The following is a 25580-nucleotide window of genomic DNA, read 5'->3' as shown; positions in this document are numbered from 1 at the left end:
AATGGAGCACCTGGACCAGCACCATAAGATCCAGTTGAATTGGAAGTCCAGGATCCACCTCGCCTGCAGCAGCAACGAATAGCGTGACCTTTTCGTCGCTTCTGTCGCGGAGTCGAGCATGGCCCTTGATATCGCATCCCTCTACACGGAGCGGGAGGCTGAGCGCTACACGCTTCACTCACGCTATCTCAATGAGCAGATGGTGAGGGTACTGCAGGCGCTGGGGTACGATGTTGGATTTCGCCAGGGGCAGGGGGCCTATCTCTTTGATCGGAACGGGGACCGCTATCTCGATCTCCTGAGCGGTTGGGGTGTGTTCGCGCTGGGCCGGAACCATCCCGCCATCCGTGACGCTCTCAAGTCGGTGCTCGACGGTGATTTGCCCAACTTGGTTCAAATGGACGTCTCCCCCCTGGCAGGCGTCTTGGCCGAGAAGCTGCTGCAGCGCGCTCCCTACCTCCAGAGAGTGTTCTTTGCCAATTCGGGTGCAGAGGCGGTCGAAGCGGCGATCAAGTTTGCGCGCGCCGCGACGGGCCGGACGCGTGTCGTGTCTTGCAGCCACGCTTTCCATGGCCTCACTTACGGCGCCCTTTCGCTCACTGGAGACGAGATTTTTCAAACGGGCTTTGGTCCTCTCCTGCCGGATTGTGTCAAGGTGCCGTTCAACGATCTCGACGCATTGGATCAGGCTCTCAAGTCAAAACAGGTTGCCGCGTTCGTGGTTGAGCCGATTCAGGGCAAGGGCGTTAACATTCCTTCTGACGATTATCTTGAGGGCGCAGCGACCCTTTGCAGGAAGTATGGGACCCTGTTCGTGGCCGATGAGGTGCAGACGGGGCTGGGGCGCACCGGCAAGTTCCTCGCCGTCGAGCACTGGGATGTCGAACCGGACATGGTGCTTTTGGCCAAAGCGCTCTCGGGCGGGCATGTGCCCATAGGAGCGGTGCTCGCGCGGGAGTGGATCTTGGACAAGGTCTTCAATCGCATGGACCGGGCAGTGGTCCATGGTTCGACATTCGCCAAGAACGACTTGGCAATGGCGGCGGGTTTGGCGACCCTCGACGTTATCGAGCGCGAAGGGCTGATCGACAACGCGCAGCGGCGGGGAGACCGCTTGCTTGGCGCCTTTATCGAGATCGCCCGACGCTACGAGTTCGTGCAGAGTGTCCGCGGTAAAGGTCTGATGATCGGGATCGAGTTCGGCCCACCCCGTTCGTTGAAGCTGAAGGCGGCCTGGACCATGGTGGAGGCGGTCAACGCCGGGCTGTTCTGCCAGCTTATCGCGGTGCCGTTGTTCAGAGACCACAAAATCCTGGCACAAGTCGCTGGACACGGCAGTCACACGATTAAACTGTTGCCGCCTCTTACCCTCAGCGAAGCTGACTGTGACTGGATTGAGGCTGCATTCGATACGGTGATCGCGGATAGTCAGCGGGTACCGGGGGCGGTCTGGTCACTCGGCAAGACCATGATCGATCAAGCCATGCGAATGCGTGCAGGCCGAGCTCCTTAGTTCGGCCCGTATAAACTTCGGCCACAATATAGCATTAAACTGCATCTTATCTGACAGCTGCTTGTGGTTCGTCCGAATTGCTGAGGTTTATCGAGCAAACCTTGTATGCTTCCGGGACGCGAACGAAGGCCTGCGCCGGGTCGGGAGGTCGCGTGGCGGTCGTCACGCGCGCTGCGCTGGCGCAGTGCCGTCGATGGACTTCCGCATTCGCGAGCGAGCGCAAGGATCATCGCTTCTACGAGATCGTGGAGGACACGATTCATCCGGAATTCGAGTACCGGTACTTCATCATTCATGACGATAAGGGCGAACCCAACACCGTTCAGCCGTTCTTCGTTCTCGATCAGGATCTGATTGCCGGGACGGGCCCGCGTATGCAAGCTGTCGTGGCTGCGATCCGGCGCCTGTGGCCCGACTTCTTGAAGCTGCGAACCCTCATGGTCGGGTGTGTGGCTGGCGAGGGTCATCTTGACGGTGCCGATGAACCGTCGCGCCGGGAGGGCGCGAGCCGACTGGCGTCCGCGATTGTGCATCATGCACGCGCAATGAAGGCACGCCTCGTAGTAATGAAGGAATTTCCTGCGAAATACCGGCCGACTCTCGCGTGCTTCATACAGGCAGGATTTGCTCGGATACCGAGCCTTCCAATGACTCGCCTCGAGATCAAATATGACAGTTTCGAGGACTACATGAGCCGTGCCCTCCATCCGCCGATGCGCGCAAAGCTGCGTCGGAAGTTCCGGGCTCTGGATCGTGCGCCGCCGGTCGAGATGAGCCTGGCAACTGATATCACGCCAATCATCGGCGAGATCTATCCGCTGTATCTACAAGTCTACACGCGATCAAAGCAGCATTTCGAGAAATTGACGCCGGAATTTCTTTGCGCGCTCGGCCGAGCCATGCCGGATAAGTCCCGCTTTTTCGTCTGGCGTCAGTTAGGCAAGGTCATTGCCTTCAACTTCTGCATGGTCCAAAGCGACACCATCTATAGCGAGTACATTGGCCTCGATTATGCGGTCGCACTCGATCTGCATCTCTATTTCGTCGTGGTCCGCGATGTGATCGCGTGGGCCATCGCCAACGGTTACCGATCATATTGCAGCAGTGGATTGAACTACGACCCGAAATATCATCTACGCCATCGGCTCGATCCGATTGACCTCTACGTGCGGCACACGTCGGCCGTCATCAATCCCATTCTTCGCCGTTTGTTGCCTTGGCTCGAACCCACACGCAACGATCCGCTCCTGCGGAGATTCGAGAATTTCGACGAGATGTGGGATCGATCGTGACGAGATGTCGTGCAGAGGGAACAGCGGAACATTCTCGCAATCCTACGTTCATCGCAGGAGATAAGCCTCAAACGTCGGAGCCAATCTTGACCCCCGACGTTTGAGATGGGGAGCGACATCTATAGTGTCGCGATCACCCGAGTTACCTAGCGTGGCGTGACGTCATAGCCGAAGTACTTGATCGAGAGCTTCTCGATCGTCCCATCGGCTTTCGCTTCTGCAATCGCCTTGTCGAACAAGGCTTTCAGCTCCAGGTCGCTTTTGCGCAATCCCACGGAACTTCCGCGGCCCAGCATGCCTCCCTGGAAGCGAGGTCCGGCCATGGTCATCTCTTCATTGCCAGCCTTACCCGCAGCGCCGGAGAGATACGCGGTCGAAGCCATGATGGTGTCGATGCGCCCCGCCGTGAGATCGAGATCGTGCTGCTCCGTGGTCTTGTACTCGCGGATCTCCGCTGTGCCCTTCAGGTACTTGTCGAGGAAATTGGCGGCAATCGAAGAGCCCTGCACGCCGATGATCTTGCCCTTCAGGAGCGGCTTGAGTTCCTCGATGGCTGCGGCCACACCCGCTTCGTTGGTCGCCAAGGAGAAGGCTTTGCCCTTCTCCGGCAGGTTGACGAGAGAGCTGGACTTCAGCACGGCAAAAGTCTGTCCTGTCGTTCCGTAGGCCTCCGAGAAAGCCATGACCTCTTCGCGCTTGGCAGTCGCGGACATGCCGGCCATGATCGCGTCGAACTTTCCGGCATTCAGCGCCGGAATGATGCCGTCGAAGGATTGCGCCTCAATCGTGCATTCAACCTTCATGCGCTTGCAAAGATCCTTGTAGAGATCGATCTCGAAGCCATCGAGCGTGCCGTCTGGCTTCGTGAAATTCCAAGGAGCAAAGGCTCCCTCGGTCGCGATGCGGATCTTCGTCCAGGTCTTTTCCTGCGCCATAGCGCCCGGCCCAAGCACGAGTGTCGCGCTAGCTATAGCAAGCAACACGATTTTACCGATGGTCTTCATGATGTCCCTTTTTGTTGATCGTTCTTGATGAGCGCGCTTGGCGGCTCAGGGTGAAGGCTCCTTGCCGGAGATTCTCAGACGCAGCTTCTAGGGCTTGTCCGCCTTCATTGTAAGAGGTGGGTTCACGTCGTCTGGGATGGGGTTGATGAAAGGCGTGCCGGATAACCGCTCCCGGAAATCGGCTTTGGCCTCCTCGATCAGAGCCGGGCTGCGGAGGAGATCGACGGCCGTCGCAGCCATCACCTTGGCCGCATGCTCCATCCCCTTGTGGGCCGCAGGCGCTTTGCCTTGCGCCACGAGCTGCCAGGAATGGCCCGGCGTCCCGATGGCATAGGTGGCACCGCGCATCTGAACGGTGGGAACGACCCAGCTGACGGAGCCGACGTCGGTGGATCCCACGAGCGTTCCATCCCCACTCTCCGGCGGGAAGATCATGTCGCACAGTGGGACGCCCATTCGCGGCTTGAGGCCAAACCGTGCAAAGGAGGATTTGATATCTTCCGCCGTCAGAGTCTTCTGGATCTCAGCCGCGAAGGCCTTGTCCTGCTCGTCGAAGATCGGCGGCCCAAGCCGCTCGAGGTTCTGGTGCATCAGCTGTTCGAGAGGCGTGTTGCCGACCAGGTTGGCGTCTCCGCTGACGATCTCGCTGCGCACCGTCGTCTCTGTCATGAGCGCCGCACCTTCAGCGATCTTCTTCACCCGATTCAACAACCCCTGCATCTCCGGCAAGTCACGAGCGCGGATCAGATAGCGCACCGTTGCGTTGGCCTGCACCACGTTCGGAGCCGAGCCGCCCGTATCCGTGACGGCGTAATGAATGCGCGCAGTGCTGGGCATGTGCTCGCGCATGTAATTGACGCCAACATTCATCAGTTCCACCGCATCGAGCGCGCTGCGCCCCAGATGGGGTGAGGCCGCCGCGTGCGAAGCGCGGCCGGTGAAGTGGAAGTTGATTTCGTTGCAGGCAAGCGAAATCGGATTGTTGACGCCGGCAAATGGTGCCGGATGCCAGGAGATCGCAATATCGACATCATCGAAGACGCCCGCCCGCACCATGAAACCCTTGGCGGAGCCGCCTTCCTCTGCCGGACAGCCATAGTAGCGCACGCGCCCCTTTAAGCCGTGAGCTTCCAGATAATCCTTCACCGCGGTTGCTGCCATCAACGCGCCGCTGCCGAGCAGGTTGTGCCCGCAACCATGGCCATTGCCCCCTGCCGTGATGGGCCGCTTCTCGGCAATTCCGGCCTCCTGGCTGAGGCCCGGCAGAGCATCGAATTCGCCCAGAATGGCGATCACCGGTCCGTCCTCGCCTGCCTCGCCCATGACGGCGGTCGGCATATCGGCCACCGCAGGACTGACCCGGAAACCTTGCTGCTCCAACATCGCCGTGTGCTCGGCACAAGAGCGATATTCCTCAAAATTGAGCTCCGGCATCTCCCAAATGCGATCGCTGAGCGCAAAGAACGCCTCACGCTTGGCTTCGACAAGATCCCAGATTTCCGAGGAATTTTTCGCAGACACGGCCTGACTCTCCCGCTGGCATGACCCTGCTTCGAGGCCGGGCGGCTTCAAAACTGAGGCAGCTGGATATTTTCCAAAATTGGTACCAATATGATGCACGACCTCGGAAGAGACGCAAGAGCAGTGCTGTTGAATGGTGTTGCGATTGCGTGGAAGCGTGCCTAAAGGGCGGGTAGCGCTGACCGCTAGGGGAGGAGCACGACGTGACAGCAAACGACGCCGTACCGGGTGCGCTACCAAGGAAGGCCTGGATGACCGTCGCCGATCTTATCGCGCGCGATGTTCGCTCCGGCGTGTTTGCTCCGGGCACGTGGCTGAAGCAAATCGATCTTGAAAGCCGCTATGGATATGGCCGGCCGGACGTTCGGCGCGCCCTGGACTATCTGACGCAGAAGCGTCTGGTACAGCATGTGCCCAATCGCGGCTACCACGTCTTTATGCCGGACAGCGATCAGACCGCTCACATCCTTGAGCTGCGCGTCATCCTGGAAACAGCAGCCGTCGACAGCATCGTGTCCTATGCGACGCCCCCTGCGGTAGAGCGTATTCGGGAGCGGGCCCGGCAGTTCGATGACATGATCCTCCACGGGACAATTCTGGACCAGTACGAAGCAAACCTCGCCTTTCATCGCGAGCTTCTCTGCTTGTGCCCGAACCCTGAGCTTCTGAATCTTGTTACGGAACTCCGCGGCCGAACATCATCAGCCCTGGCCGGACAGTGGAGCACGCGAGCCCGCGTCGAACAGTCAAGCCGTGAGCATCATGCCATGGTCGACGCCCTCGCTGCCCGTGATATTCCGCGCCTCAAGGACATCATCGCGCAGCATATTCGCCAGCCACAACGAAAATGAGACAGCTCCGTCTGTGCGCCGCAACTTCCGCATCGAGTCAAAAGCGGGTACGCGCCGTCGTATGAATGCCCGCCGTAGCTAACTCTGCTCACGATCTGCTTTAGGATCTGTTAGAAGACAACACCTCCCGGCGCTCTCTCTGCCGGCGCTCCGGCTGATGGCCGCAGCACGTATCGCGGCTTGGCCGCTTGCCAGCCGGACCAGGCGGCGACCAGTGTAATCGCCAGGAACAACATTGTGGTGTCGATGGAGAAGTCGCGCAGGACGCTGACCGCAAAGGGGCCGGCGGATGCGGCCAGATAGCCGATACTTTGCGACATGCTGGATAGCATGGCAGCGGCCTCGGGCGACGGCGAACGGAGCGAGATGAAGAGAAGGGCGAGGCCGAATAGGCCGCCTTGGCCTAATCCGAGCAGAACGGCCCAGGCAAATCTTGTGGCGAGAGGGGCATAGAGAAGGCCGAGGAAACCTGCGCCCGTTGCGCCGAGCACAAGGAGAACCAGAAGGGAAGGCGATAGCCGCCTTGCTGCGAGCATCGGCACGAGTAAGGCGGTCGCCAATTGCGAAATGATGGAAGTAGAGGTCACGAATCCGGCATCGATCACACCAAGACCTCGGTCCAGCAGTAGGGTCGGGAGCCATCCGAGAACGATGAAGGCAAGGGCTGCCTGAAGGCCCATGAAGGCTGTGACATGCCAAGCGATTGGGTCGCGCAGCAAAATCGAGAAGGAAGTGATCCTGGAAATTCGCGTCGTTCCTGTTTGCCTCTTGGCGAGGACGCTCCAGAGCAGGGCGCCTGCCAGGGCTGGAAGACCCCAGGCCGCGAGAGCGAGCGTCCACGTGCCAGCATGAGCTGCGACGGGTGTGAAACCGGCGCCGATAGCGCCGCCAAAGCTCAGCGTCATCGTGTAGAGGCCCGTCACCAACCCCAGGCGGTGCGAGAAGTCGCGGCGGATGATGACCGGAAGCAGCACGCCGATCATACCAATTGCGGCGCCAGCCATGATCGCGCTCGTAACTAGCGGGACGATGTCGGGAAGCGTGCGGAGCGCGAGACCTGCCGCGAGAAGAAGAAGAAGTAAAGCGGTCGTCTTCTCCAAGCCCAGCCGGGATGAAGCGAGAGGGGCGAGGGGCCCGAAGATCCCGAAGCAGAGTACAGGTGCGGTGGTCAAGACGCCGGTCCAGAAGCCACTGACGTGAAGGGAGGCCTGGATTTCGGCGAGCATCGTCGCGAGGCTGGTGAGAGCCGGGCGCAAATTGAAGGCTGCAAGGAGAAGACAAAGCGCCATCAAGCTCGCCAAACGACGAGCCGAGAATGAATTTTCAGAGGCGGCCTTATTTGTCATGATCAAAACTCAAAAGAAGAAAATCGAAAGCAATTGCGGCGCGCGCCCACCATCTCGCCCCGGCTGGTGGCGCATTGCAGGGAAATGGCTGGTTGGGCTCTTCGGCGCTCTCCGAAGAGCCCATGTCGCTCGTCAATTCTCGATTTGGTCTGTCGCGCGCACGTGCTTCCAGAAGGTCTCAGGCGTTTCGAGCATGTAGTGGAAGCCGGTTCGATCCAGCATCAACTCGGTCTCGCGCTGGGCGTCGTCGAGGATTTCATCCTCGTCGACGAAGGTGGCCTTGCGGTTCTGCAGCGCGATGCGACCGTCCACGATAACTGTGTGAACGTCGTTGCCGTTGGCGAAATAGATCAGGCGGAAGACCGGCATGTTGAGGGGATAGAGATGCGGACGGCGGAGGTCGAGCAACACCACGTCCGCCTTCTTGCCGACTTCGAGCGAGCCAATATCCTTCTCCATGCCGAGCGCCTTGGCGGCATCGATGGTGCACATCTCCAGAACACGACCCGGTGGCAGCCAGGTCGGATCCTTGAAGTAGGTCCGGTGGTAATGCATGCATTGCTGCATGTGGCGGAACATGTCGCCGGACCGGTCGGGCGCCGTGGCGTCGGAACCGAGACACACATTAGCACCGGCTTCCAGAAGCTCCGGCACCGGGCAGCGTCCCAGAATCGATGCGATGGCGCTCGGATTGTGCGCGATATGGGTTCCTGTGTCCGCGACAATGCGGATTTCATCCGCGGTCAGATCCGTTGAGTGCGAAAGGAGAGCGCTGGGCCCAAGAATACCGAGCTCCATCGCGTAGGCAACGCTCCCGTTGTTGTGTCCGTCTTGCGTGAAGACCAGTCCCGCCTCGCGGGCGAGGTCCGCCGTCATCACCGCTTGGCGGCGCGCCTCGGCCAGATCTGCTGCCCCGAGGTCCTGCGCATGTTCTTTGCGCAATGTCGGCGTGATGAGAGCGATATTGAGTCGGCCGCCATGGCTCTTGTGCCAAGTCTCGATCAGTTTCTGGCAGGTGGCGAACTGCTCCTCGAAGCTCACGGGACGCTCGACGGCTTTACCGTCCACAAAACGTGCATAGGTGCGCGGGTGAGGGGGGCGAGTGGGGCCGACCGCCACGACGGAGCGGGTGCCGACTTCGCGGACACCCTCACAATGGGCGTCGCCGTAAACGGGCTCATCGGTACGCAGGATGGTGTCCCCCCCACCGAGAAGCGACACACCGGTGGTCACGCCGAAGCGCAGACGCTCAAGTGCGGCGAGGCGCGCTTCCGCGCGCCAGAATTCAGGTGTGGAAGCGACCGTATAGGCTGCGCCGCAAGCATCATACCATTGTTGGCTGTCGCCGCCGCCCATGGTCTTGATGAATCCATGTCCGGCATGGGCATGGCCATCGATCAGGCCCGGCATCACAATCTTGTTCTTGGCGTCGATGACCGTCGCGGCCTCGTGCGCGGCCGTGATCTCGGCAGTGGTGCCGACCGCGATGATCCGATCCTTCTCGATGGCGACGGCGCCGTTCTCGATGACGCGCCGCTGTGGATCCATGGTGACAACGATGCCGTTGATAATGAGGATATCAGCCATTCAAATCTCCGGTCGATCAGGCGGCTTCGGTTTCGCCGCGGATGCGTTCGAGGGTTGGAACCAGCGCTAGCAGCTCTTTCGTGTAGGGATGTTGCGGGGCCTCGAAGAGGGCTTCGCTAGCGGCTTCCTCGACAAGCTTTCCGCTTTTCATCACCGCGACGCGGTCGCACATCTGACGCACGACGGCGAGGTCATGACTGATGAAGAGGAGCGTAAGCCCGGTGGCGTCGCGCAGATCCTTGAGCAGATTGAGAATCTGAGCCTGAACGGACACGTCGAGAGAGGATGTCGGCTCGTCGCACACGATAAGCTTCGGCCTGGCGCCGAGCGCGCGCGAGATCGACAGACGTTGTCTCTGTCCGCCGGAAAAGGCGTGCGGATAACGCTCCGCCGCTTCGGCTTCGATCCCCACTGCTTCGATCAGGCGCGCCACGTCGTCCCTCGCTTCCGCGGTCGTTGCGGCGAGGCGGTAAAACAGGATCGGTTCAGCGAGAATCGAGCCGATGCGCATGCGTCCGTTGAGAGACGAATACGGATCCTGAAAGATCATCTGGATCGCCTGGCGTAAGGGGCCGACTCGGCTCGTTGCCCCCTCGCCGGCGACCGGTTGTCCGCGATAGACGACGCGGCCGGCGGTCGGTTTTATGAGGCCGGAAACGACGTTGGCGATGGTGGTTTTACCACAGCCGGATTCACCTACGAGACCAAAGATCTCGCCGCTGCGAACTGAGAAGCTGACGCCGTCGACGGCGCGAAAACGGTGTCCCCTCGATCCCGGAATCCAGCCGCTCGTAACGTAGTCGACGCATAGATTCTCAACGGACAGAATTGGAGCACCGTCGCTGCTCTCATCCGCGCGCTCCGCCTTGGCTCGCAAGGCAGCGCGAGCTTCCGCGGCACGTCCCTTTCCTTCATCGCCAAGGACCGGAAAACGGTCGAGCCGGATGTCAACCCGCGGCACGGCGCCGATGAGGGCCTTCGCATAGGGGGCCTTTGGGTGCCGAAGCACTTCTGCGGTCGGGCCTGTCTCCACCACCTTGCCCCGATGCATGATGGTGACTCGGTCGGCGATCTGCGCAACTACTCCCATGTTGTGTGTGACGAGAAGGATGCCGATCCCACGCGTATCTGCGAGATCGCGCAGGAGTTTGAGAATTTGCGCCTGCACTGAGACATCAAGTGCTGTCGTCGGTTCGTCTGCTACGACCAGCTTGGGATCGCAGGAGAGGGCGGCCGCAATCACCACTCGCTGCCGTTGACCACCCGCGAGCTGATGAGGATAGGCCTTGATCCGGCGTTCGGGTTCCGGAATGCCAACTGCTTCGAGAAGGGAGAGTGCCCGGGCCCGCGCCGCTGCCCTGTCGAGTTTCAGGTGAGAGCGCATGGTTTCCGTCAGCTGGCTCTCGACCGTGAACAACGGGTTGAGGCTCGTCATCGGGTCCTGGAACACGGCGCCGACATCGCGCCCAAGCACTACACCTTCTGCGGAACCCTTCGTCGGATCGAGAAGCTTGCCCCCGATATGGATGCTGCCGGCGGCAATGCGGCCGGGCCGTTCGAGAAGCCCCATGACGGCATTGCCGATGGTGGTCTTCCCGGCGCCGGATTCGCCGACAAGCGCGTGGATCTCTCCAGACCGGATGACGAGCGACGCGTTCTCGACGGCGGTGAATATGGCCCCATTTGCTAGGGGGTACTCGACCCGGAGATTATCGATGGAGAGAATAGGAGGCACGAGAGCGCTCATCGTTTCACCCGCAGTTTGGGATTGAAGCGATCACGGAGCCAATCTCCAACGATGTTGACCGCCAGCACGAGCACCACGAGCGCGAGCGCGGGGAACAGGGCGATCCACCAGATACCGGAAAACACGAACTCGTTGCCGATCCGAATCAGGGTGCCGAGCGAAGGGTAAGTTGGGGGCATGCCGACGCCGAGAAAGGAGAGTGTTGCCTCCGTCAGTACCGCTGCAGCCAGGTTGATCGTTGAGATCACGAGCACCGGGCTCATGACGTTGGGCAGAATGTGCCGGAGCATGATGCGATGAGAGGGCAGGCCGATGACTTTCCCGGCCCGTACATAGTCCTTCGCGGTCTCCACCATCGTTGCAGCGCGCACCGTGCGGGCATATTGCACCCATTCGTGGATCGCGATGGCGCAGATCAGGATGACAGGTGCCCACTCGGCCGTTGCGGCTTGCGGAAAGAGGGCTCGCGCGAGGCCGCTGACGAGAAGCGCGAGGAGAATTGTCGGGAAGCTTAAGATCACGTCGGCGACACGCATGATCAGCGCATCGACCTTGCCGCCGAAATAACCCGCCAGCAGACCAAGAACCACACCCAGAGTCGCCGCGACGAGCACCGCACCGCCGCCGATCATGATGGAGACGCGCGCGCCATAGAGCATTGCCGAGAGCAGATCGCGACCCTGGTTATCCGTGCCGAGTAGGAAGCGGCTGTCGCCGTCAGCGATGAAGGCCGGAGGCAGCTCCGCGTTGAGCAGCTCGAAGCTGGCGAGATTCGTCGGATCGTAGGGTGCGATCCAGGAGGCGAGAAGCGCTCCGGCAATGAGGATGAGGGCGAGCGCCCCCGCCACGAGGACGGAGATCGGCGCGCCGATGCGAAAGAAAAGGCTTGGTGATGCGACGGTTCTCATGCGGATCTCGCGCGCAGCCGCGGATCGACAACCGCGTAGAGGATATCGACCACGGTATTGATGAGGACGAAGAGCAGGCCGACGAACAGAAGATACGCTGCCATGACCGGGATATCGACGAAACTGACCGCTTGGATAAACAAAAGCCCCATCCCTGGCCATTGGAATACGGTCTCCGTCACGATGGCGAAGGCGATGAGAGAACCGATCTGAAGACCAGTGACGGTGATTACCGGCATCAGCGCGTTTCGCAATGCGAGACGGAAATGAATGTAGTGTGCCGGCAGGCCGCGCGCCCGGGCGAAGCGGATATAGTCCGTCGACATCACGTCGATCATTTCCGCGCGCACAAGACGCATGATCAGCGTGAGCTGATAGAGCGCGAGAGTGATGCCGGGGAGGAGAAGTGACCTAAGCCCGCTCCAGGTGAGAAATCCGGTTGTCCACCAACCGAGATCAACCACTTGGCCGCGTCCGAACGATGGCAGCCAGCCGAGGCTGACGGCAAAGACGAGGATAAGGACGATGCCTGTGACGAAGGTGGGCGTCGAGATACCGATGAGCGACACGGCCTGAATGAATCGCGTGACCACACTGTTCGGCTTCAAGGCGCAGAGAACACCGAGCGGAATGCCGAGCGCAAGGGAGAGGAGCGTGGCGACAATGACGAGTTCGAGGGTCGCGGGCAGGCGTTCGGCGATGAGGGCCGTCACCGGCCGCTGATTGCGGTAGCTGATCCCGAGATCGCCGTGCAGCGTGCGCCTCAGGAAGCGTCCATATTGGATGACCAAAGGTTGGTCGAGGCCCAGCGAGCGGCGCAGCTCGGCTTTTTCCTCGACTGTGGCATTCTCCCGCGACATAGTCGCCACGGGGTCGCCCACAAAGCGGAACATGACGAAGGATACAGCTGAGACCACGAGCATCACGAGAGCTGCTTGGCCGACGCGAGAAAGAAGGACTTTTAACATTGGTTTTACGGGCGGCCCGCCACGCCAGTGACGAGCCGCGCGCCCTTGTAAGTCTCACTTCACGTTAGCGAACCAGAGACGGACGTATTCGTCTGGGAACTGAGGCACATCGACGCCGTCGCGCACGGCCCAAGCGACCGGCTGCTGATGGATCGGGATATAGGCCACGGCGTCCTTGGCGACCTTCAGCGCTCCCTCAACCATGGCGCGGCGCTTGGGTTCGTCGAGTTCCACCGCCGATTTACGGGTCAGATCCTCGATCTGCGGGTTGGTAAAGGTGCTGGAATTAGAGCCGCCGTACCCCTCCTTCTGTTCTGTCAGGAGTGAGGAGAGAGCGCTGAAGCCGTCCATCGGTGGCAGGGTCGCCCAGCCCAGCATTGAGACATCGAATTCCCCGCGGTCCTGTCTTGGGAAATAGGTGGCGCGGGACTCTGTCTGTAACTCGGTCTGGATTCCGACCTTCGTCCACATAGACGCGATGGCGACACAGATCTGTTCATCGTTGATGTAGCGATCGTTCGGGCAGTTGAGTTTGGTCTTGAACCCGTTCGGGAGACCAGCCTCGGCGAGCAGTTTCTTTGCCTTATCCGCGTCGTATCCGAAGGGCTGGTCGTTGTCCTTGGAATAGCCGGGCACCGGTGGCGCGACGAGCGTACCCGTGTTACGGGACTTGTCGCGCATGACGCGTTTCTTGATCGCCTCGAAGTCGACGGCGTGCCACATGGCCTGCCGCACCTTAAGGTCCAGCATCGGGTTCTTCTGCCCCGGCATCGCTTTCAGCTCCGGCCTGAAATTGAGCGAGAGCATGATGAGGCGCAGCGAGGGCTCCTCTATCACCTTGAAGCCTGGTGCGGCACCGATGCGCTGCAAGTCCTGGAGCGGAGCGGGGGCAATCATGTCGAGTTCGCCCGAGAGCAGAGCGGCAACGCGGGTCGCATCCGACTTGACGGGCTTGAACTCGATACGGGTGAGATTGTGCTGCGGCTTGTCCCACCAATCGGGATTGACGACGAAGGTCGTGCCTGCATCCGGCTTGTAGGATTCCACCTTGAACGGGCCTGTGCCGACGGCTTGGGTCGAGGCCGCGGTCGTGACACCGGTTGCGATGTTGCCTGGCTTCAGCGCGCCGTTCGCCTCCATCCACTTTTTGTCCATGATGTAGACGCCGGCGAGATCGTTGAGCAGGAGCGGGTAGGGTCCGTTTGTGACGATGTCGACCGTGAAATCGTTCACCTTCTCGGCGCGAAGAACGGTCGCGATGTTGCCGCGGGCGCGAGCACTCGGATCCAGGAGGCGGGTGAGGGAGGCGACCACGTCGTCGGCGGTAAATGGGTCGCCATTGTGAAACTTCACATTGCGGCGCAACTCGAAACGCCAGGTATCCGGCTTGATCGTCTTCCAGCTTGTTGCCAGCGCGGGCTCAAGCTCGAGGTTGCGGCCACGACGCACCAGAGGATCGAAAACGTGATGCAGCATGCTCGTGGTGAAGCTCTCCGTATGTGCATACGGATCAAGCGTCGTGATGTCCGTCGGCGACGACCATCTCAGCGTCTTTGCTTCCGCCGACCACCCGAGCAGGGCGCCGATGGCGACGGACAGGCCAGCTGCAACTTTCGCATTCATCATAGGCCTCCACAGAACCTTCTGGATCGCTTGGTATTGGATACAATACGTGAAAGTTTTGCATACACTATAATAAACGTCAACGCTGTTGAGCGATCCCCCAAAAAGATCGGCCTCGATAAGATGTATTGCTAGTGTCTGCCGACCAAGCGTGACGATTTCGGCGCTACCAATGCAGTAAGGCGCAGCTCAAACATGCAGGGATTATTGCTGCATCGCACTATCGCGACGCAGGCGGGCCTCCAGATCGACTCTTGATCTTAGATTACGTTGCGTATTTATCGAGAATGGACCGGATATCGCGATGGCGGTCTTCGCCAGAGAACAGCAGGGCTCTCTCTGTGATCGCGTGCAGATGGTGGTCCATCGTCTTAATCGCGAGGCTCGCGTCTCGGGCGCGCAGGGCGCTGATGATCTGCTGGTGCTCGTTGACCGAGCATTCCGAGGAATGAGGGCGGCTATAGAGGGCGAGAATCAGTGAGCAGCGAGACACGAGCTCGTCCACGTAGCGAGTCAGAACGCTGTTTCCGGAGAGTTCGGCCAAAAGAATATGAAATTCGCCCGCGAGCCTGATCGAGGCGGGGCCATCATTGGAGTTGGCCTTGGCCTCGAAGGCCAGGTGCTGCTCAAGAAGCTGAATGTCCTTGTCGGTGATTCTCTCGACGAGGCGAGTGAGAACCTGGCGCTCCACGCAGGCGCGGGCCTCGAAGATGTCGTGCGCTTCGGACAAGCTTGGTTGTGCGACGGCTGCGCCCTTATTGGGCGGGAGATCGACGAGACCCTCGGCGTTAAGGCGCGCGAGGGCCGCCCGGACGATGGTGCGGCTGACGCCGAAACGCTCACCGATGAGATCTTCCGTCAGCTTGTCGCCTGGCATCAGCGCCTGCTCGATGATCGCCCGGCGCAGCCCCTCATAGACGGATTTTCCGCGGGGGCTCTGGGCGGATTTCGGCTTGCGCTGGGAGTTAGACATCGAAGTAAGTGCCGGGTGGGATTTCCACCATCTTGTATGCATTTGAGCCCTATAGATAGATCCATCGCGAAAAAAGTTCGGAGCGACAGCCGTATACAATTCGCATACGGTATAACCCAAGCGCGGCTGGATGCAAAACCCGATAGGAGAGACTTCCAGTGCGAAGGCGGCGCGTTAGCGCCAAGCCCAGCATAAACCGGCGTTGGCTGAGCCACTCCCTGGGTCTCGCCGATATATCAATGGGATAGCGGTGACGAACTCTAATGTCCGGTCGGACTGATAAGCGCGGCAGTGCGAGCAATCGCGTATTGCATCCCATTCCCACTTGAAATGGATACATAGATTGTATACTAAATCTGCATGGGTAAAGAACAGCGCCATCTCCTGCTCGTGAACGGCAATACGACCGCCAGCCTCACAGCGCGGCTGGATCGTTGTGCCGCTGACTTCCTCGGGGGGGACTGGGCAGTTTCAAGCGAAACCGCCCGTTTCGGGGCCGGTTACATTACCCAACGCGCCGAAGCGACTATCGCTGCTCACGCGGTGCTGGCGACCATAGGCGCAGCGGCCCAAAAGACGACATTCGACGCTTGCCTCATCGCCTGTTTCGGCGAGCCCGGCATCGCAGCAGCGCGGGAGATTTTCGCTTTTCCCGTGATAGGCATGGCCGAGGCCTCGGTCCTTTGTGCGATTCAGGTTGCACGCCGCTTTGCCATTGTCACCGTCGGCGAGCACTGGCCCGCGATGCTTGAGGACTATTTGAAGGCGAACGCTCTGCATGATCGGTGCTGCGGCATCATTCCGATTGCGGGCCAAGCGCTCGATTTGGCCAATAACCGGCAGCTTGCATTGGAGCACATTGCGTCCGCAATCCGGCGCGCGATGGAGTGCGGCGCGGATGCCGTCATCATCGGCGGTGCTGCCGTCGCGGGCTTGGCAAACGAGCTGCGCGAAGCCTTCACAATTCCCTTGATCGATTCCCTCGATGCAAGCCTAGCTCAAGTCGAGGCTCTCGCGCGGATGCGCGTTCACAACGTAGCCTGCAACCCGCAACCGCAGAACGTCCTGGCGACAACAACAGAGGGACTGTGACCTAGACGTTCCGCTTTCCATCACTCGATCAACCATGGGAGGAAGACCATGCGACCATTGAAATCAACGCTCTTTGCCGCAGCAGCCGCGCTGCTGCTCGCGGCACCGGCGTCAGCGGCCACGTTGAAATGGGGTGCACCGCGCGACATCGCGTCGCTTGACCCTTACTCCTTCGGCGAAACCTTTACCCTATCCGTTCTCAATCACGTCTATGAAGGCCTTGTTCGCTACGACGCCAATCTCAAGATCGAGCCGGCCCTAGCGGAACGCTGGGAGATCGTGGAGCCGACTGTTTGGCGCTTTCATCTCCGCAAAGGCGTCAAGTTCCACAACGGCGCCGATTTCACCTCAGACGACGTCATTGCATCGCTGAAGCGCGTTAGTCACGACACATCGCCCCTCAAAGGCAATCTCCCGGCCTACAAAGATTCGCGGAAAGTCGATGACTACACGGTGGATATCGTACTGAATGCCCCGTATCCGCTGCTTCTCAACGATCTGACCAACATCTTCATCTTCGACAAGGATTGGTTGGTCACAAACAATGCGGAACTCCCGACCGATTCCGCCAAGGGTGTTGAGGGCTATCCGACGCACAACGCGAATGGCACTGGTCCGTTCAAAGTGGAATCGCGGCGCCCCGACGCCAAGACCGTGTTCGTCGAGAACAAGAACTGGTGGGATAAGAAGAAGCACAATATCGACCGGATCGAATTGATCCCGATCGCTTCTGCGCCCACCCGTGTCGCGGCGCTTCTCTCTGGCGAGATCAATTTCACGAACGTCGCTCCGCTTCAGGATCTTGCGCGACTCGAACAGGCCGAGGGTGTCAAGGTTCTCCAGACCACCGAACTCAGAACAGTCTTCTTCGCGTTGAACATGCGCGACAAGCTCTTCGAGTCGGATATCAAGGACCGCAATCCGTTCAAGGACAAGCGGGTCCGCGAGGCGCTCTATTACGCCATCAATATCGACCAGATGCAGAAACGTGCCATGCGTGGTCTGTCGCGCAATACCGGGGCGATCGTCGCCCCCGCCATTCCCGGCTATTCCGCCGACATGGAACCGCGTTTGGCCTTCGACGCGGATAAGGCCAAGAAGCTTCTCGCCGACGCGGGCTACCCGAACGGGTTCGAGTTCTCCTTCGTCTGCTCCACGGATTCATACACCAACGAGGAAGAGCTGTGCCAGGCGGCCGTGTCCATGTGGTCTCGCGCAGGTCTCAAGCCGCAGCTCAGTTCCGGTCCGCGGACGATTCAAAATCCCAAGCGCGTCAGGGGCGACTTCGACGTTACGACGCTTGGCTGGGCAAATGAGCCGATGATCGATGCCTACAGCCTTCTCGTTCAGGTTCTGCATTCCAAGACCGGAACGGCAGGCGTCTTCAATTGGGGCGGATGGGGCAATGCGACGATTGACGACCTCACCGACAAGTCTGCGAGCGAACTCGATCAAGCCAAACGCATCGCCATGATGAACCAAGCGCTCAAAATCGCGCGCGATGACGTGATGTTCATCCCCCTGCATCAGCAGCCAATGGCGTGGGCGGCCAGGACCGACGTGACGAACATCGTCCAACTGTCGGATAACAAGGCCCGGCACTGGCTCACCACCATGAAGTGACGATCCCTCGGCGTCCCGCGATGGCCGCGGGACGCCCCCCTCAGGGAGTTTTCGATGCTCGCCTTCATTCTCCGCCGGATCGCCAGTGCGGCCGGCGTCATGCTCACCGTGGCTTTCCTCGCCTTTCTGATCTTCCGCTTTGTCGGCGATCCCGTCGATATGATGCTGAACGAGCAAGCCACCCAAGAACAGCGCGACGCCTTGCGCGAGCGCCTCGGCTTGAATGATTCATTCCTGATCCAGTACGGAAAGTTCGTCGCGCGCGCCGCGCACGGCGACTTTGGAATCTCATTTCGCAATCAGCAGGATGTCTCGACCCTGATTGGCGAGCGCTTCCCCGCCACGTTAGAGCTCGTTCTCGTCGCAACCGCCCTGTCGCTCATTATCGGTATTCCGCTCGGCGTCATAACGGCGATCTATCGACGAAGCGTTCTGGCCGAGACGGTTCAATTCGCGTCTATCGTCGGGGTTTCGCTACCGAGTTTTGCCTTAGGGATCTTTCTGATCCTCCTATTTTCGGTCAAGCTCGGTTGGCTTCCAGCCTTCGGGCGGGGAGAAACAGTTGATATCGGCTTCTGGTCGACTGGCCTTCTGACGTCGAGCGGGCGCCGGGCGCTCATTCTTCCCTCCATCACGCTCGCTCTCTTTCAAATCACGCTCGTCCTCCGGCTCGTTCGGGCGGAGATGCTGGAAACGTTGAGAACGGATTTCATTAAGTTTGCGAGGGCACGCGGCCTGCCGAACTGGATCATCTACTTCCGGCATGGCCTCAGAAACTGCCTCATGCCTGTGATCACCATTACCGGTATGCAGATCGGCAATCTGATCGCCTTCGCGCTCATCACCGAGACGGTGTTCCAGTGGCCCGGGATGGGAATGCTCTTCATCCAGGCCGTCACCTTCGTCGATATTCCGGTGATGGCAGCCTATCTCGTGATCGTGTCCTTCATCTTCGTTGCTTTGAACACCGTCGTCGACCTGCTTTACGGGTTCGTCGACCCGCGGTTGCGTGCCAAGGGCGCCATGGGAGCAAGCCATGCAGCAGCATAATCAGATCGCAGCCGTACCGTATCCGCAAAGATCATTTCTCACGCGCTGGCGGGAGAGTGATCTTTGGTGGAGTCTGAAACACAGCCCCTTGGCCCTGGGCGCCGCTATTGTCCTTCTCCTGATCGTGCTCGGTGCAGCTTTCGCGCCGTTGCTCGTCTCCCAGAATCCTTTCGACATGGCTCAGCTCGATCTCCTCAATGCGGAGCTGCCACCGGCCTGGGAAGTCGAAGGTCAGAAAGAGTTCCTGCTCGGAACCGACAACCAGGGACGCGATGTCCTTGCGGCGATCCTCTACGGATCGCGCATATCGCTTCTGATCGGCGCGGCGACAGTGGCATTATCGTTTGCGATCGGCATCACGGTCGGGCTGGCGGCAGGCTATTTTGGCGGCAGGATCGATAACTTCCTCATGCGTATCGGCGATACGATCCTGTCGATCCCGACGATTCTGGTGGCGATCCTGGTAACCTCCATGTTCCGGCAGATCCTGCCAGCGAACTTGCGCGAAGCGATGGCCGCTCTCATCCTCGTGCTTGCGATCTCTATGACGAGCTGGGTGCAGTACGCCCGAACTGTCCGGGCCGCCACACTTGTCGAAAGGCGGAAGGAATATGTCCAGGCCGCGACCCTGATCGGGGTGCGGCCGCTCAAGATCATGCTGTCTCACATTCTGCCCAACACTCTTACGCCGGTGATGGTCACCGCGACACTCAACCTCGGGCTTGCCATTCTGGTCGAGGCGACGTTGAGCTTCCTGGGTCTCGGAATGCCTGCGACGCAGCCGTCGCTTGGAACCCTGATCCGTATCGGCAACCAATATCTCTTCAGCGGTCAGTGGTGGGTCATTCTGTTCCCCTCCGTCTACCTCTGCATTCTCGTTCTCGCCGTGAACCTCCTCGGCGATTGGCTCCGTGACGCACTCAATCCGAGGCTCAAATGAATAAAGCTCAAGAAGTCTCTCCGGTCGTGGCCGACCTCGTCATTAAGAATGTTCGGCAAAATGCCGGAGCATCGGTCAATGTCGCAATTGTCGATGGCAAGATTGCCAGTGTCGGAGATCATGTCGCCAACGCGCGCGAAATGATCGATGGCGGCGGTGCCATCATGATTGCGGGCCTCGTCGAGGCTCATACTCACCTCGACAAGACACTCCTGGGGATGCCCTGGTATCGCAACGACGTGGGGCCGCGCCTGATCGACAAGATCGAGAACGAACGCGTCCAAAAACGCGCTCTCGGCATCGATCCGGTACGGCAGTCCGCTCGGCAGGTTGTGCTCTCCATCTCAAAGGGGACGACGCACATCCGATCCCATGTCGACGTTGATACCGAATGCGGTCTTGCCGGTATCGAAGGCGTCATGGCGACCCGCGAGCGCTACAAGGGTGCCATTGATGTCGAGATCGTCGCCTTTCCGCAGAGCGGCATGCTCGTGCGGCCAGGCACTGTCGAGCTGATGAAAGCTGCACTGGAAATGGGTGCGGAAGTGGTTGGCGGGCTCGATCCTTCCTCCATGGACCGCGACCCGAAGGGACATCTCGACGTAGTGTTCGGCTTGGCCGAGCGCTTCGGGCGTCCGGTTGACATTCATCTGCATGAGCCCGGCGAACTCGGCGCCTTTTCGGTTGAGCTGATCATCGAGCGAACGAAAAGCTTGTCGATGCAGGGCAAGGTCACGATCAGTCACGCCTTCTGCCTTGGCATGCCGGATCAGGACTACGTGGCAAGATTGATCGACGATCTCGCCGCCGCGCAGGTTCACATCATGACGTCGGGGCCGGCCTCCCGGCCCGTGCCGCCGGTGAAGCGATTGCAGGAGGCGGGCATCGTGGTTTGCGCGGGAACCGACGGCATGCGTGACACCTGGGGGCCCTATGGCAACGCCGACATGCTCGAACGCGCCATGCTCGTCGGTCTCCGGAACAATTTCCGGCGTGATGACGAGGTGGAGCGCGCTCTCGACACCTGTACCTTCGGTGGCGCGCGGGTCATGGATCTGCAGGGGTATGGCCTTGATGTCGGCTGCAAGGCCGATTTCGTCCTCGTCTCTGGGGAAATCCTTGCGGAGGCCATCGTGACAAGGGCTCCTCGCCAGCTTGTTGTCAAGAACGGGCGCGTCGTCGCTCGCGACGGAAAAGCCCTGATCGAGGCGGAGTGACCATGACGAAAGAGCTTATGGCCAAGGGTCGCTTCGACGGGCCAGTGCTGATGTCGAGCCGCTGGGTGATCGGGCATCTGGATGGGCGTCACCGCATCTTCGAGGACGGGGAAGTCGTCTTCGACCGGGATCGCATTCTGTTCGTCGGCCATAGATATCCGGGAGAGGTCGCTCACCGCATTTCTTATGGTGACGCCATCATCAGCCCGGGCTTCATCGACCTCGATGCGCTCTCGGATCTCGACACCACCATCCTCGCGTTCGACAATCAGCCTTCCTGGCGCAAAGGTCGGATCTGGCCCAAGACCTATATGGATCGCGGGCCGTACGAGATGTACACGCCGGAGGAACTTGTCTTCCAAAAGCGCTATGCCTTCGCACAATTGATCCGAAACGGCATCACGACGGCGTTGCCGATCGCGTCCCTTTTCTATCGCGAATGGGGCGAGACCGAGCACGAGTTTGACGGCGCGGCGGAGATTGCCGAATCCTTTGGGCTGCGCGTCTATCTGGGGCCTGCTTATCGCACGGGCAACACCTTCGTTCACGATGACGGGCGGATCGATTTCTTTATCGATGAGGAGAGGGGGCTCGCCAACTTTCGGGATGCGGTTCGCTTCGCGGAGAGAATTGACGGTCGCGCTGATGGTCTTGTGCGCGCAATGCTCGCGCCGGACCGCATCGAGACCTGCACGCCGGAACTCTTGCGCCGGAGCGCGGAGGTCGCGAAGGATCTCGACATCCCAATCCGGCTGCATTGCTGCCAATCCAAGCTCGAATACGACCGGGTCGTCAGCGCCCACGGTATGAGCCCGCCAGAGTGGTTGGAAAGCCTGGGCTTTCTATCGGAACGGGTGCTGCTGCCGCACGGAACCTATGTTTCGGGCTCAAGCCGGATCGAGCGGGCAGGGCGCGATCTTGAGATCATCAAGGATTCGGGGGCGACCATCGTTCATTGCCCACTCGTGTCCGCACGTCACGGCTCCACTCTCGAAAGCTTCGGTCGCTATAAAAAGAAAGGTCTTCGGATCGGCATGGGCACGGATACCTGGCCGCCCGATATGATCCATAACATGCAGATCGGTATGATGCTCGCGCGGGTGATGGATGCCTCAGTCGAGGCGGTCCGCTCGGAGGATTATTTCGATGCCGCAACGCTAGGCGGAGCGGATGCCCTGCGCCGTCCGGACCTCGGACGTCTGATACCTGGGGCGAAAGCCGACATTATCGTTGTCGATCTTTCTCATGACCGGATCGGACAGGTGATTGATCCGATTCAGACATTGATGCTGAGCGGATCGGGGCGTGATGTGAGCACTGTCGTCATCGATGGTCGTTTCGTCATGATGGACGGAGAGGTCCCCGGGTTCGATCCAGCGGCCGCCCATGCACAGGCCAAGGCCCAGTTCGACCGGTTGATTTCGCTTTATCCCGAGCGGACGCTCAATCATCCGCCGGTCGAGGAAATCTTCTCATCGAGTTATCAGCGCGTGAGGTCTACAGCATGATGCTCACAGCCTCCTCTGGACACAAAGGCTTGCCTTCGATGCCCGCTGTGTCCCGCACGCCCGTCCTGAGCGTGCGCAATGTTGGGGTCGAATTTCCGACCCGCCATGGCCTCCTGACCGCTACGGAGGGTGTCTCGTTCGACATCGCGCCGGGCGAGATCCTGGGGATGGTCGGTGAATCCGGCGCAGGAAAATCCTTGACCGGCATGTCGGTCATCGGTCTTCTCGAGCCACCGGGGCGTTTGTCGGCCGGGGAAATATGGCTGGAGAGCGAGCGGATCGACACATTGTCCCTCCGCGAGCGCCAGCGAGTCAGAGGCCGCAAGATCGGAGCAATCTTTCAGGATCCGCTCACCAGTCTTCATCCGCTTTTCACGGTCGGGAAGCAGCTTTGCGAAACCATCCGATATCACCTCGGTCTCGATAAGAAGGCGGCCCGGGCGCGGGCGCTAGAACTTTTGAATCAGGTCGGAATCCCCGGAGCGGAGCAGCGGATAGACCACTATCCACATCAGTTCTCCGGCGGCATGCGCCAGCGCGTCGTCATCGCTCTGGCGCTTGCAGCGGGACCGAGCTTGATCATTGCCGACGAGCCGACCACAGCGCTCGACGTATCGGTCCAGGCGCAGATCACGGCCTTGTTGAAGCAGCTCTGCCGGGAGAACGGAACCGCAATCCTCCTCGTCACGCACGATATGGGTGTCATCGCGGAGACCGCGGACCGCGTCGCCGTCATGTATGCCGGACGCGTGGTTGAAATCGGGCCGGCACTCGATGTCATTCAGCGCCCGCGCCACCCCTACACGCAGGGCTTGATGAATTCGATCCCCAGCCTGAAGATCAGGGCCGAAGCCCTAAACCAAATCGACGGTTCGATGCCGCGACTCGATTCCATGCCACAGGGCTGCGCCTTCCATCCACGATGCTCCTTTGCCGGGCCCCGATGCGCGAAGCAGCGTCCTCCGCTCGCGGCTGTGGGAGAAAATATGTCGGCTGCCTGTTGGCTTCATCAGGGAGGGGTGAATGGCGACGCCTGAGAATGCTGAAATCATGGTCGTCGCGGATAAGGTGACCTGCCTTTTCGATGTGTCCGCGCCTCTGTTGAACCGCCTCATCGAACGTCAGCCCAGGCGCACGCTGCGGGCTGTGGACGGAGTCAGTTTCGAGGTGAAACGCGGCACGACTGTAAGCCTCGTCGGCGAGTCGGGCTGCGGCAAGTCAACCATGGCACGACTGCTGGTCGGGCTTCATCGACCGACCAGCGGAGAGATCCGCTTTCCGGGAGAAGGTGGGCGTCCTCGGGTCCAGATGATCTTTCAGGACCCCTATGCCAGCCTCAATCCGCGCTGGCGTGTCCGCGACATCATCGCCGAGCCGATCCGCACCTTGAACCTTCGCTCCGGCGAGGACGCAACGCGGGATCGTGTCGATGAGCTTCTGGTGTTGGTTGGTCTGTCGCCGCGGGACGGGGAGAAGTATCCGCACGAATTCTCCGGTGGCCAACGTCAACGCATCTCGATCGCGCGCGCGCTCGCAACGGAAGCGGAATTCCTCGTCTGCGATGAGCCGACCTCGGCGTTGGATGTATCGGTTCAGGCGCAAATTCTCAATCTGATGCGCAAGCTGCAGCAGGAACTGGGCCTCACCTACGTCTTCATCAGTCATAATCTGTCGGTTGTCCGACACATGTCGGACCGCGTCGCGGTCATGTATCTCGGCCGCATCGTGGAAGAGGGAGAGGCGAATGCGATCTTCGCCAATCCGCAGCATCCCTACACAAAGCTTCTGATCGATACGATCCCGAACCTCGAAGATCCCAATCGCGACCGCAAGCCGCTTGGCGGCGAGGTGCCGAGCCCCATCAATCCGCCGCCGGGCTGTGCGTTCAATCCCCGCTGCGGTCTCGCCACCGACCGCTGCTGGAAGGAACGGCCTGAGCTTATGCGACAGAGTGATGGGCAGAACGTCGCCTGCTTCGTTGCCGACACAAGGATTCCATTCGAGGAAACAGTTCTCGTCAGTGAAGAAGTTTGAGTTGGGAAAGTATCGATGCCGGTGAAGGTCGACGGGGCTAAGCTTAAGATTCGCGACGTGGTGCGCGTGGCGCGCGCCAACGGCAAGGGGCGCTTCGAGAAAGCGGTTCTGCACCCGCAAGCGCGCGAGCGCATCGCGGCGACGCGGGCCTATATCGACCGCACCTGGATGCATGACGATGCGCCGCTGATGTATGCGTTCAACACCGGCGTCGGGCTGTTCAAGGACCAGCGCGTGCTGATCGCCGACATGGCGGCCTATCAGCGCAAAACCGTCTATGCGCACGCCACTGGCGTCGGCGAGCCGTTTGCCGAGGACGTGACGCGCGCCATGATGCTGTTGCGGGCCAATGCCTTCGCCTCCAATTATTCCGGCCCGCGCGTCGAACTTGTCGAGCGGCTCATCGCCTTCCTCAATGCGGGCCTGCATCCCGTCATTCCGCAAAAGGGCTCGGTCGGCGCGTCCGGCGATCTCGCGCCGCTGGCGCATATGGCCGGTGCGGTCTGCGGCTTTGCGGAAGCGGAGATGATCTATAAGGGCAAGCGCCTGCCCGCGCGCGAAGCCATTGCGAAGGCCGGGTTCGATCCCGATTTCGACCTCGGCGCGAAGGATGCCTCGGCCCTCATCAACGGCTCGACCACATCGCTCGCGCTCGGCGCGCTCGCCACGCACGATGCGCGCCAGCTGCTGAAACACGCCGACATCGCCATGTGCCTCTCGCTCGAAGCGATGCGCGGCGAACTCGCGGCGTTCGATCCGCGCGTACACAAGGCGCGGCCGCAC

General features: G+C 60.3%; 21 protein-coding genes. 12 read left to right on the top strand and 9 right to left on the bottom strand.

The genetic code is table 11. From position 1 onward, the window contains the following. Window positions 1-118: 118 nt before the first annotated feature. On the top strand, window positions 119-1513 hold the full coding sequence (locus HB375_RS17205; protein ID WP_167674299.1) for an aspartate aminotransferase family protein: 1395 nt from the start codon (window positions 119-121) through the stop codon (window positions 1511-1513). Window positions 1514-1665: 152 nt separating this feature from the next. Beyond that, window positions 1666-2805, top strand: a complete 1140-nt coding sequence (locus tag HB375_RS17200) for a GNAT family N-acetyltransferase (protein WP_167674296.1) — start codon at window positions 1666-1668, stop codon at window positions 2803-2805. A 146-nt stretch (window positions 2806-2951) separates the two neighbouring features. On the opposite strand, the gene HB375_RS17195 is transcribed toward HB375_RS17200, so the two are convergent. Both HB375_RS17195 and HB375_RS17190 read right to left on the bottom strand, forming a co-directional pair. Then, window positions 2952-3809: a transporter substrate-binding domain-containing protein gene (locus HB375_RS17195; RefSeq protein ID WP_167674294.1), complete on the bottom strand. Its 858-nt coding sequence runs from the start codon at window positions 3807-3809 to the stop codon at window positions 2952-2954. An 87-nt stretch (window positions 3810-3896) separates the two neighbouring features. Then, on the bottom strand, window positions 3897-5330 hold the full coding sequence (locus HB375_RS17190; RefSeq protein ID WP_167674292.1) for an amidohydrolase: 1434 nt from the start codon (window positions 5328-5330) through the stop codon (window positions 3897-3899). 251 nt (window positions 5331-5581) lie between these two features. On the opposite strand from HB375_RS17190, the gene HB375_RS17185 reads away from it, so the two are divergent. Continuing rightward, window positions 5582-6181, top strand: a complete 600-nt coding sequence (locus HB375_RS17185) for a GntR family transcriptional regulator (RefSeq protein WP_167674290.1) — start codon at window positions 5582-5584, stop codon at window positions 6179-6181. A 110-nt stretch (window positions 6182-6291) separates the two neighbouring features. Here the strand turns inward: HB375_RS17185 and HB375_RS17180 are convergent, their stop codons facing one another. From HB375_RS17180 to HB375_RS17150, 7 genes are all read right to left on the bottom strand, one after another. After that, window positions 6292-7470, bottom strand: coding sequence for an MFS transporter (locus HB375_RS17180; protein WP_167674289.1), 1179 nt, complete (start codon window positions 7468-7470; stop codon window positions 6292-6294). Between the two features lie 189 nt (window positions 7471-7659). Beyond that, window positions 7660-9114, bottom strand: coding sequence for an amidohydrolase family protein (locus HB375_RS17175; RefSeq protein WP_167674287.1), 1455 nt, complete (start codon window positions 9112-9114; stop codon window positions 7660-7662). Window positions 9115-9130: 16 nt separating this feature from the next. After that, on the bottom strand, window positions 9131-10861 hold the full coding sequence (locus HB375_RS17170; protein ID WP_167674285.1) for a dipeptide ABC transporter ATP-binding protein: 1731 nt from the start codon (window positions 10859-10861) through the stop codon (window positions 9131-9133). Continuing rightward, on the bottom strand, window positions 10858-11769 hold the full coding sequence (locus tag HB375_RS17165; RefSeq protein WP_167674282.1) for an ABC transporter permease: 912 nt from the start codon (window positions 11767-11769) through the stop codon (window positions 10858-10860). The genes HB375_RS17170 and HB375_RS17165 overlap by 4 nt, the downstream gene beginning before the upstream one ends. After that, a complete protein-coding gene (locus HB375_RS17160) occupies window positions 11766-12737 on the bottom strand; it encodes an ABC transporter permease (protein WP_167674280.1) in 972 nt (323 codons plus the stop codon). Before HB375_RS17160 ends, HB375_RS17165 begins: the two co-directional genes overlap by 4 nt. A 54-nt stretch (window positions 12738-12791) precedes the next feature. Next, window positions 12792-14360 (bottom strand): ABC transporter substrate-binding protein, encoded by a 1569-nt coding sequence (locus tag HB375_RS17155; protein WP_167674278.1) that lies wholly within the window; start codon window positions 14358-14360, stop codon window positions 12792-12794. 265 nt (window positions 14361-14625) lie between these two features. Beyond that, window positions 14626-15333: a GntR family transcriptional regulator gene (locus HB375_RS17150; protein ID WP_167674275.1), complete on the bottom strand. Its 708-nt coding sequence runs from the start codon at window positions 15331-15333 to the stop codon at window positions 14626-14628. Between the two features lie 360 nt (window positions 15334-15693). Here HB375_RS17150 and HB375_RS17145 point away from each other — a divergent pair, with 360 nt between their 5' ends. The 9 genes from HB375_RS17145 to HB375_RS17105 all read left to right on the top strand — a co-directional run. Then, window positions 15694-16425, top strand: coding sequence for an aspartate/glutamate racemase family protein (locus HB375_RS17145; RefSeq protein ID WP_167674273.1), 732 nt, complete (start codon window positions 15694-15696; stop codon window positions 16423-16425). Between the two features lie 48 nt (window positions 16426-16473). Further along, window positions 16474-18048 (top strand): ABC transporter substrate-binding protein, encoded by a 1575-nt coding sequence (locus HB375_RS17140; RefSeq protein WP_167674271.1) that lies wholly within the window; start codon window positions 16474-16476, stop codon window positions 18046-18048. 54 nt (window positions 18049-18102) lie between these two features. Beyond that, a complete protein-coding gene (locus tag HB375_RS17135; protein WP_167674269.1) occupies window positions 18103-19098 on the top strand; it encodes an ABC transporter permease in 996 nt (331 codons plus the stop codon). Then, window positions 19085-20038, top strand: a complete 954-nt coding sequence (locus tag HB375_RS17130) for an ABC transporter permease (protein WP_167674267.1) — start codon at window positions 19085-19087, stop codon at window positions 20036-20038. Before HB375_RS17135 ends, HB375_RS17130 begins: the two co-directional genes overlap by 14 nt. A gap of 26 nt (window positions 20039-20064) precedes the next feature. Then, complete coding sequence (locus HB375_RS17125; protein WP_343232439.1) at window positions 20065-21255, top strand: amidohydrolase family protein; 1191 nt, start codon at window positions 20065-20067, stop codon at window positions 21253-21255. 2 nt (window positions 21256-21257) lie between these two features. Next, a complete protein-coding gene (locus tag HB375_RS17120; protein ID WP_167674263.1) occupies window positions 21258-22763 on the top strand; it encodes an amidohydrolase family protein in 1506 nt (501 codons plus the stop codon). A 38-nt stretch (window positions 22764-22801) separates the two neighbouring features. Continuing rightward, on the top strand, window positions 22802-23800 hold the full coding sequence (locus tag HB375_RS17115) for an ABC transporter ATP-binding protein (RefSeq protein WP_167674262.1): 999 nt from the start codon (window positions 22802-22804) through the stop codon (window positions 23798-23800). Beyond that, window positions 23787-24797, top strand: a complete 1011-nt coding sequence (locus tag HB375_RS17110) for an ABC transporter ATP-binding protein (RefSeq protein ID WP_281409358.1) — start codon at window positions 23787-23789, stop codon at window positions 24795-24797. The genes HB375_RS17115 and HB375_RS17110 overlap by 14 nt, the downstream gene beginning before the upstream one ends. Before the next feature lie 15 nt (window positions 24798-24812). Continuing rightward, on the top strand, window positions 24813-25580 hold a 768-nt coding region (locus HB375_RS17105), incomplete at its 3' end, for an aromatic amino acid ammonia-lyase (RefSeq protein ID WP_167674261.1).

The sequence above is a fragment of the Microvirga terricola genome (genome assembly GCF_011777495.1).
GTDB lineage: Bacteria > Pseudomonadota > Alphaproteobacteria > Rhizobiales > Beijerinckiaceae > Microvirga > Microvirga terricola.
Note: the sequence above shows the minus strand (reverse complement) of the source record. Positions and strands in the feature narration are given on the sequence as shown.

Excerpts from the sequence above, each read along its gene's own strand:
- HB375_RS17205 (WP_167674299.1), top strand. The coding sequence starts at position 119 with ATGGCCCTTGATATCGCATCCCTCTACACGGAGCGGGAGGCTGAGCGC.
- HB375_RS17195 (WP_167674294.1), bottom strand. The coding sequence starts at position 3,809 with ATGAAGACCATCGGTAAAATCGTGTTGCTTGCTATAGCTAGCGCGACA.
- HB375_RS17185 (WP_167674290.1), top strand. The coding sequence starts at position 5,582 with ATGACCGTCGCCGATCTTATCGCGCGCGATGTTCGCTCCGGCGTGTTT.
- HB375_RS17180 (WP_167674289.1), bottom strand. The coding sequence starts at position 7,470 with ATGGCGCTTTGTCTTCTCCTTGCAGCCTTCAATTTGCGCCCGGCTCTC.
- HB375_RS17175 (WP_167674287.1), bottom strand. The coding sequence starts at position 9,114 with ATGGCTGATATCCTCATTATCAACGGCATCGTTGTCACCATGGATCCA.
- HB375_RS17170 (WP_167674285.1), bottom strand. The coding sequence starts at position 10,861 with ATGAGCGCTCTCGTGCCTCCTATTCTCTCCATCGATAATCTCCGGGTC.
- HB375_RS17165 (WP_167674282.1), bottom strand. The coding sequence starts at position 11,769 with ATGAGAACCGTCGCATCACCAAGCCTTTTCTTTCGCATCGGCGCGCCG.
- HB375_RS17160 (WP_167674280.1), bottom strand. The coding sequence starts at position 12,737 with ATGTTAAAAGTCCTTCTTTCTCGCGTCGGCCAAGCAGCTCTCGTGATG.
- HB375_RS17155 (WP_167674278.1), bottom strand. The coding sequence starts at position 14,360 with ATGAATGCGAAAGTTGCAGCTGGCCTGTCCGTCGCCATCGGCGCCCTG.
- HB375_RS17150 (WP_167674275.1), bottom strand. The coding sequence starts at position 15,333 with ATGTCTAACTCCCAGCGCAAGCCGAAATCCGCCCAGAGCCCCCGCGGA.
- HB375_RS17145 (WP_167674273.1), top strand. The coding sequence starts at position 15,694 with ATGGGTAAAGAACAGCGCCATCTCCTGCTCGTGAACGGCAATACGACC.
- HB375_RS17140 (WP_167674271.1), top strand. The coding sequence starts at position 16,474 with ATGCGACCATTGAAATCAACGCTCTTTGCCGCAGCAGCCGCGCTGCTG.
- HB375_RS17135 (WP_167674269.1), top strand. The coding sequence starts at position 18,103 with ATGCTCGCCTTCATTCTCCGCCGGATCGCCAGTGCGGCCGGCGTCATG.
- HB375_RS17130 (WP_167674267.1), top strand. The coding sequence starts at position 19,085 with ATGCAGCAGCATAATCAGATCGCAGCCGTACCGTATCCGCAAAGATCA.
- HB375_RS17120 (WP_167674263.1), top strand. The coding sequence starts at position 21,258 with ATGACGAAAGAGCTTATGGCCAAGGGTCGCTTCGACGGGCCAGTGCTG.
- HB375_RS17115 (WP_167674262.1), top strand. The coding sequence starts at position 22,802 with ATGCCCGCTGTGTCCCGCACGCCCGTCCTGAGCGTGCGCAATGTTGGG.
- HB375_RS17110 (WP_281409358.1), top strand. The coding sequence starts at position 23,787 with ATGGCGACGCCTGAGAATGCTGAAATCATGGTCGTCGCGGATAAGGTG.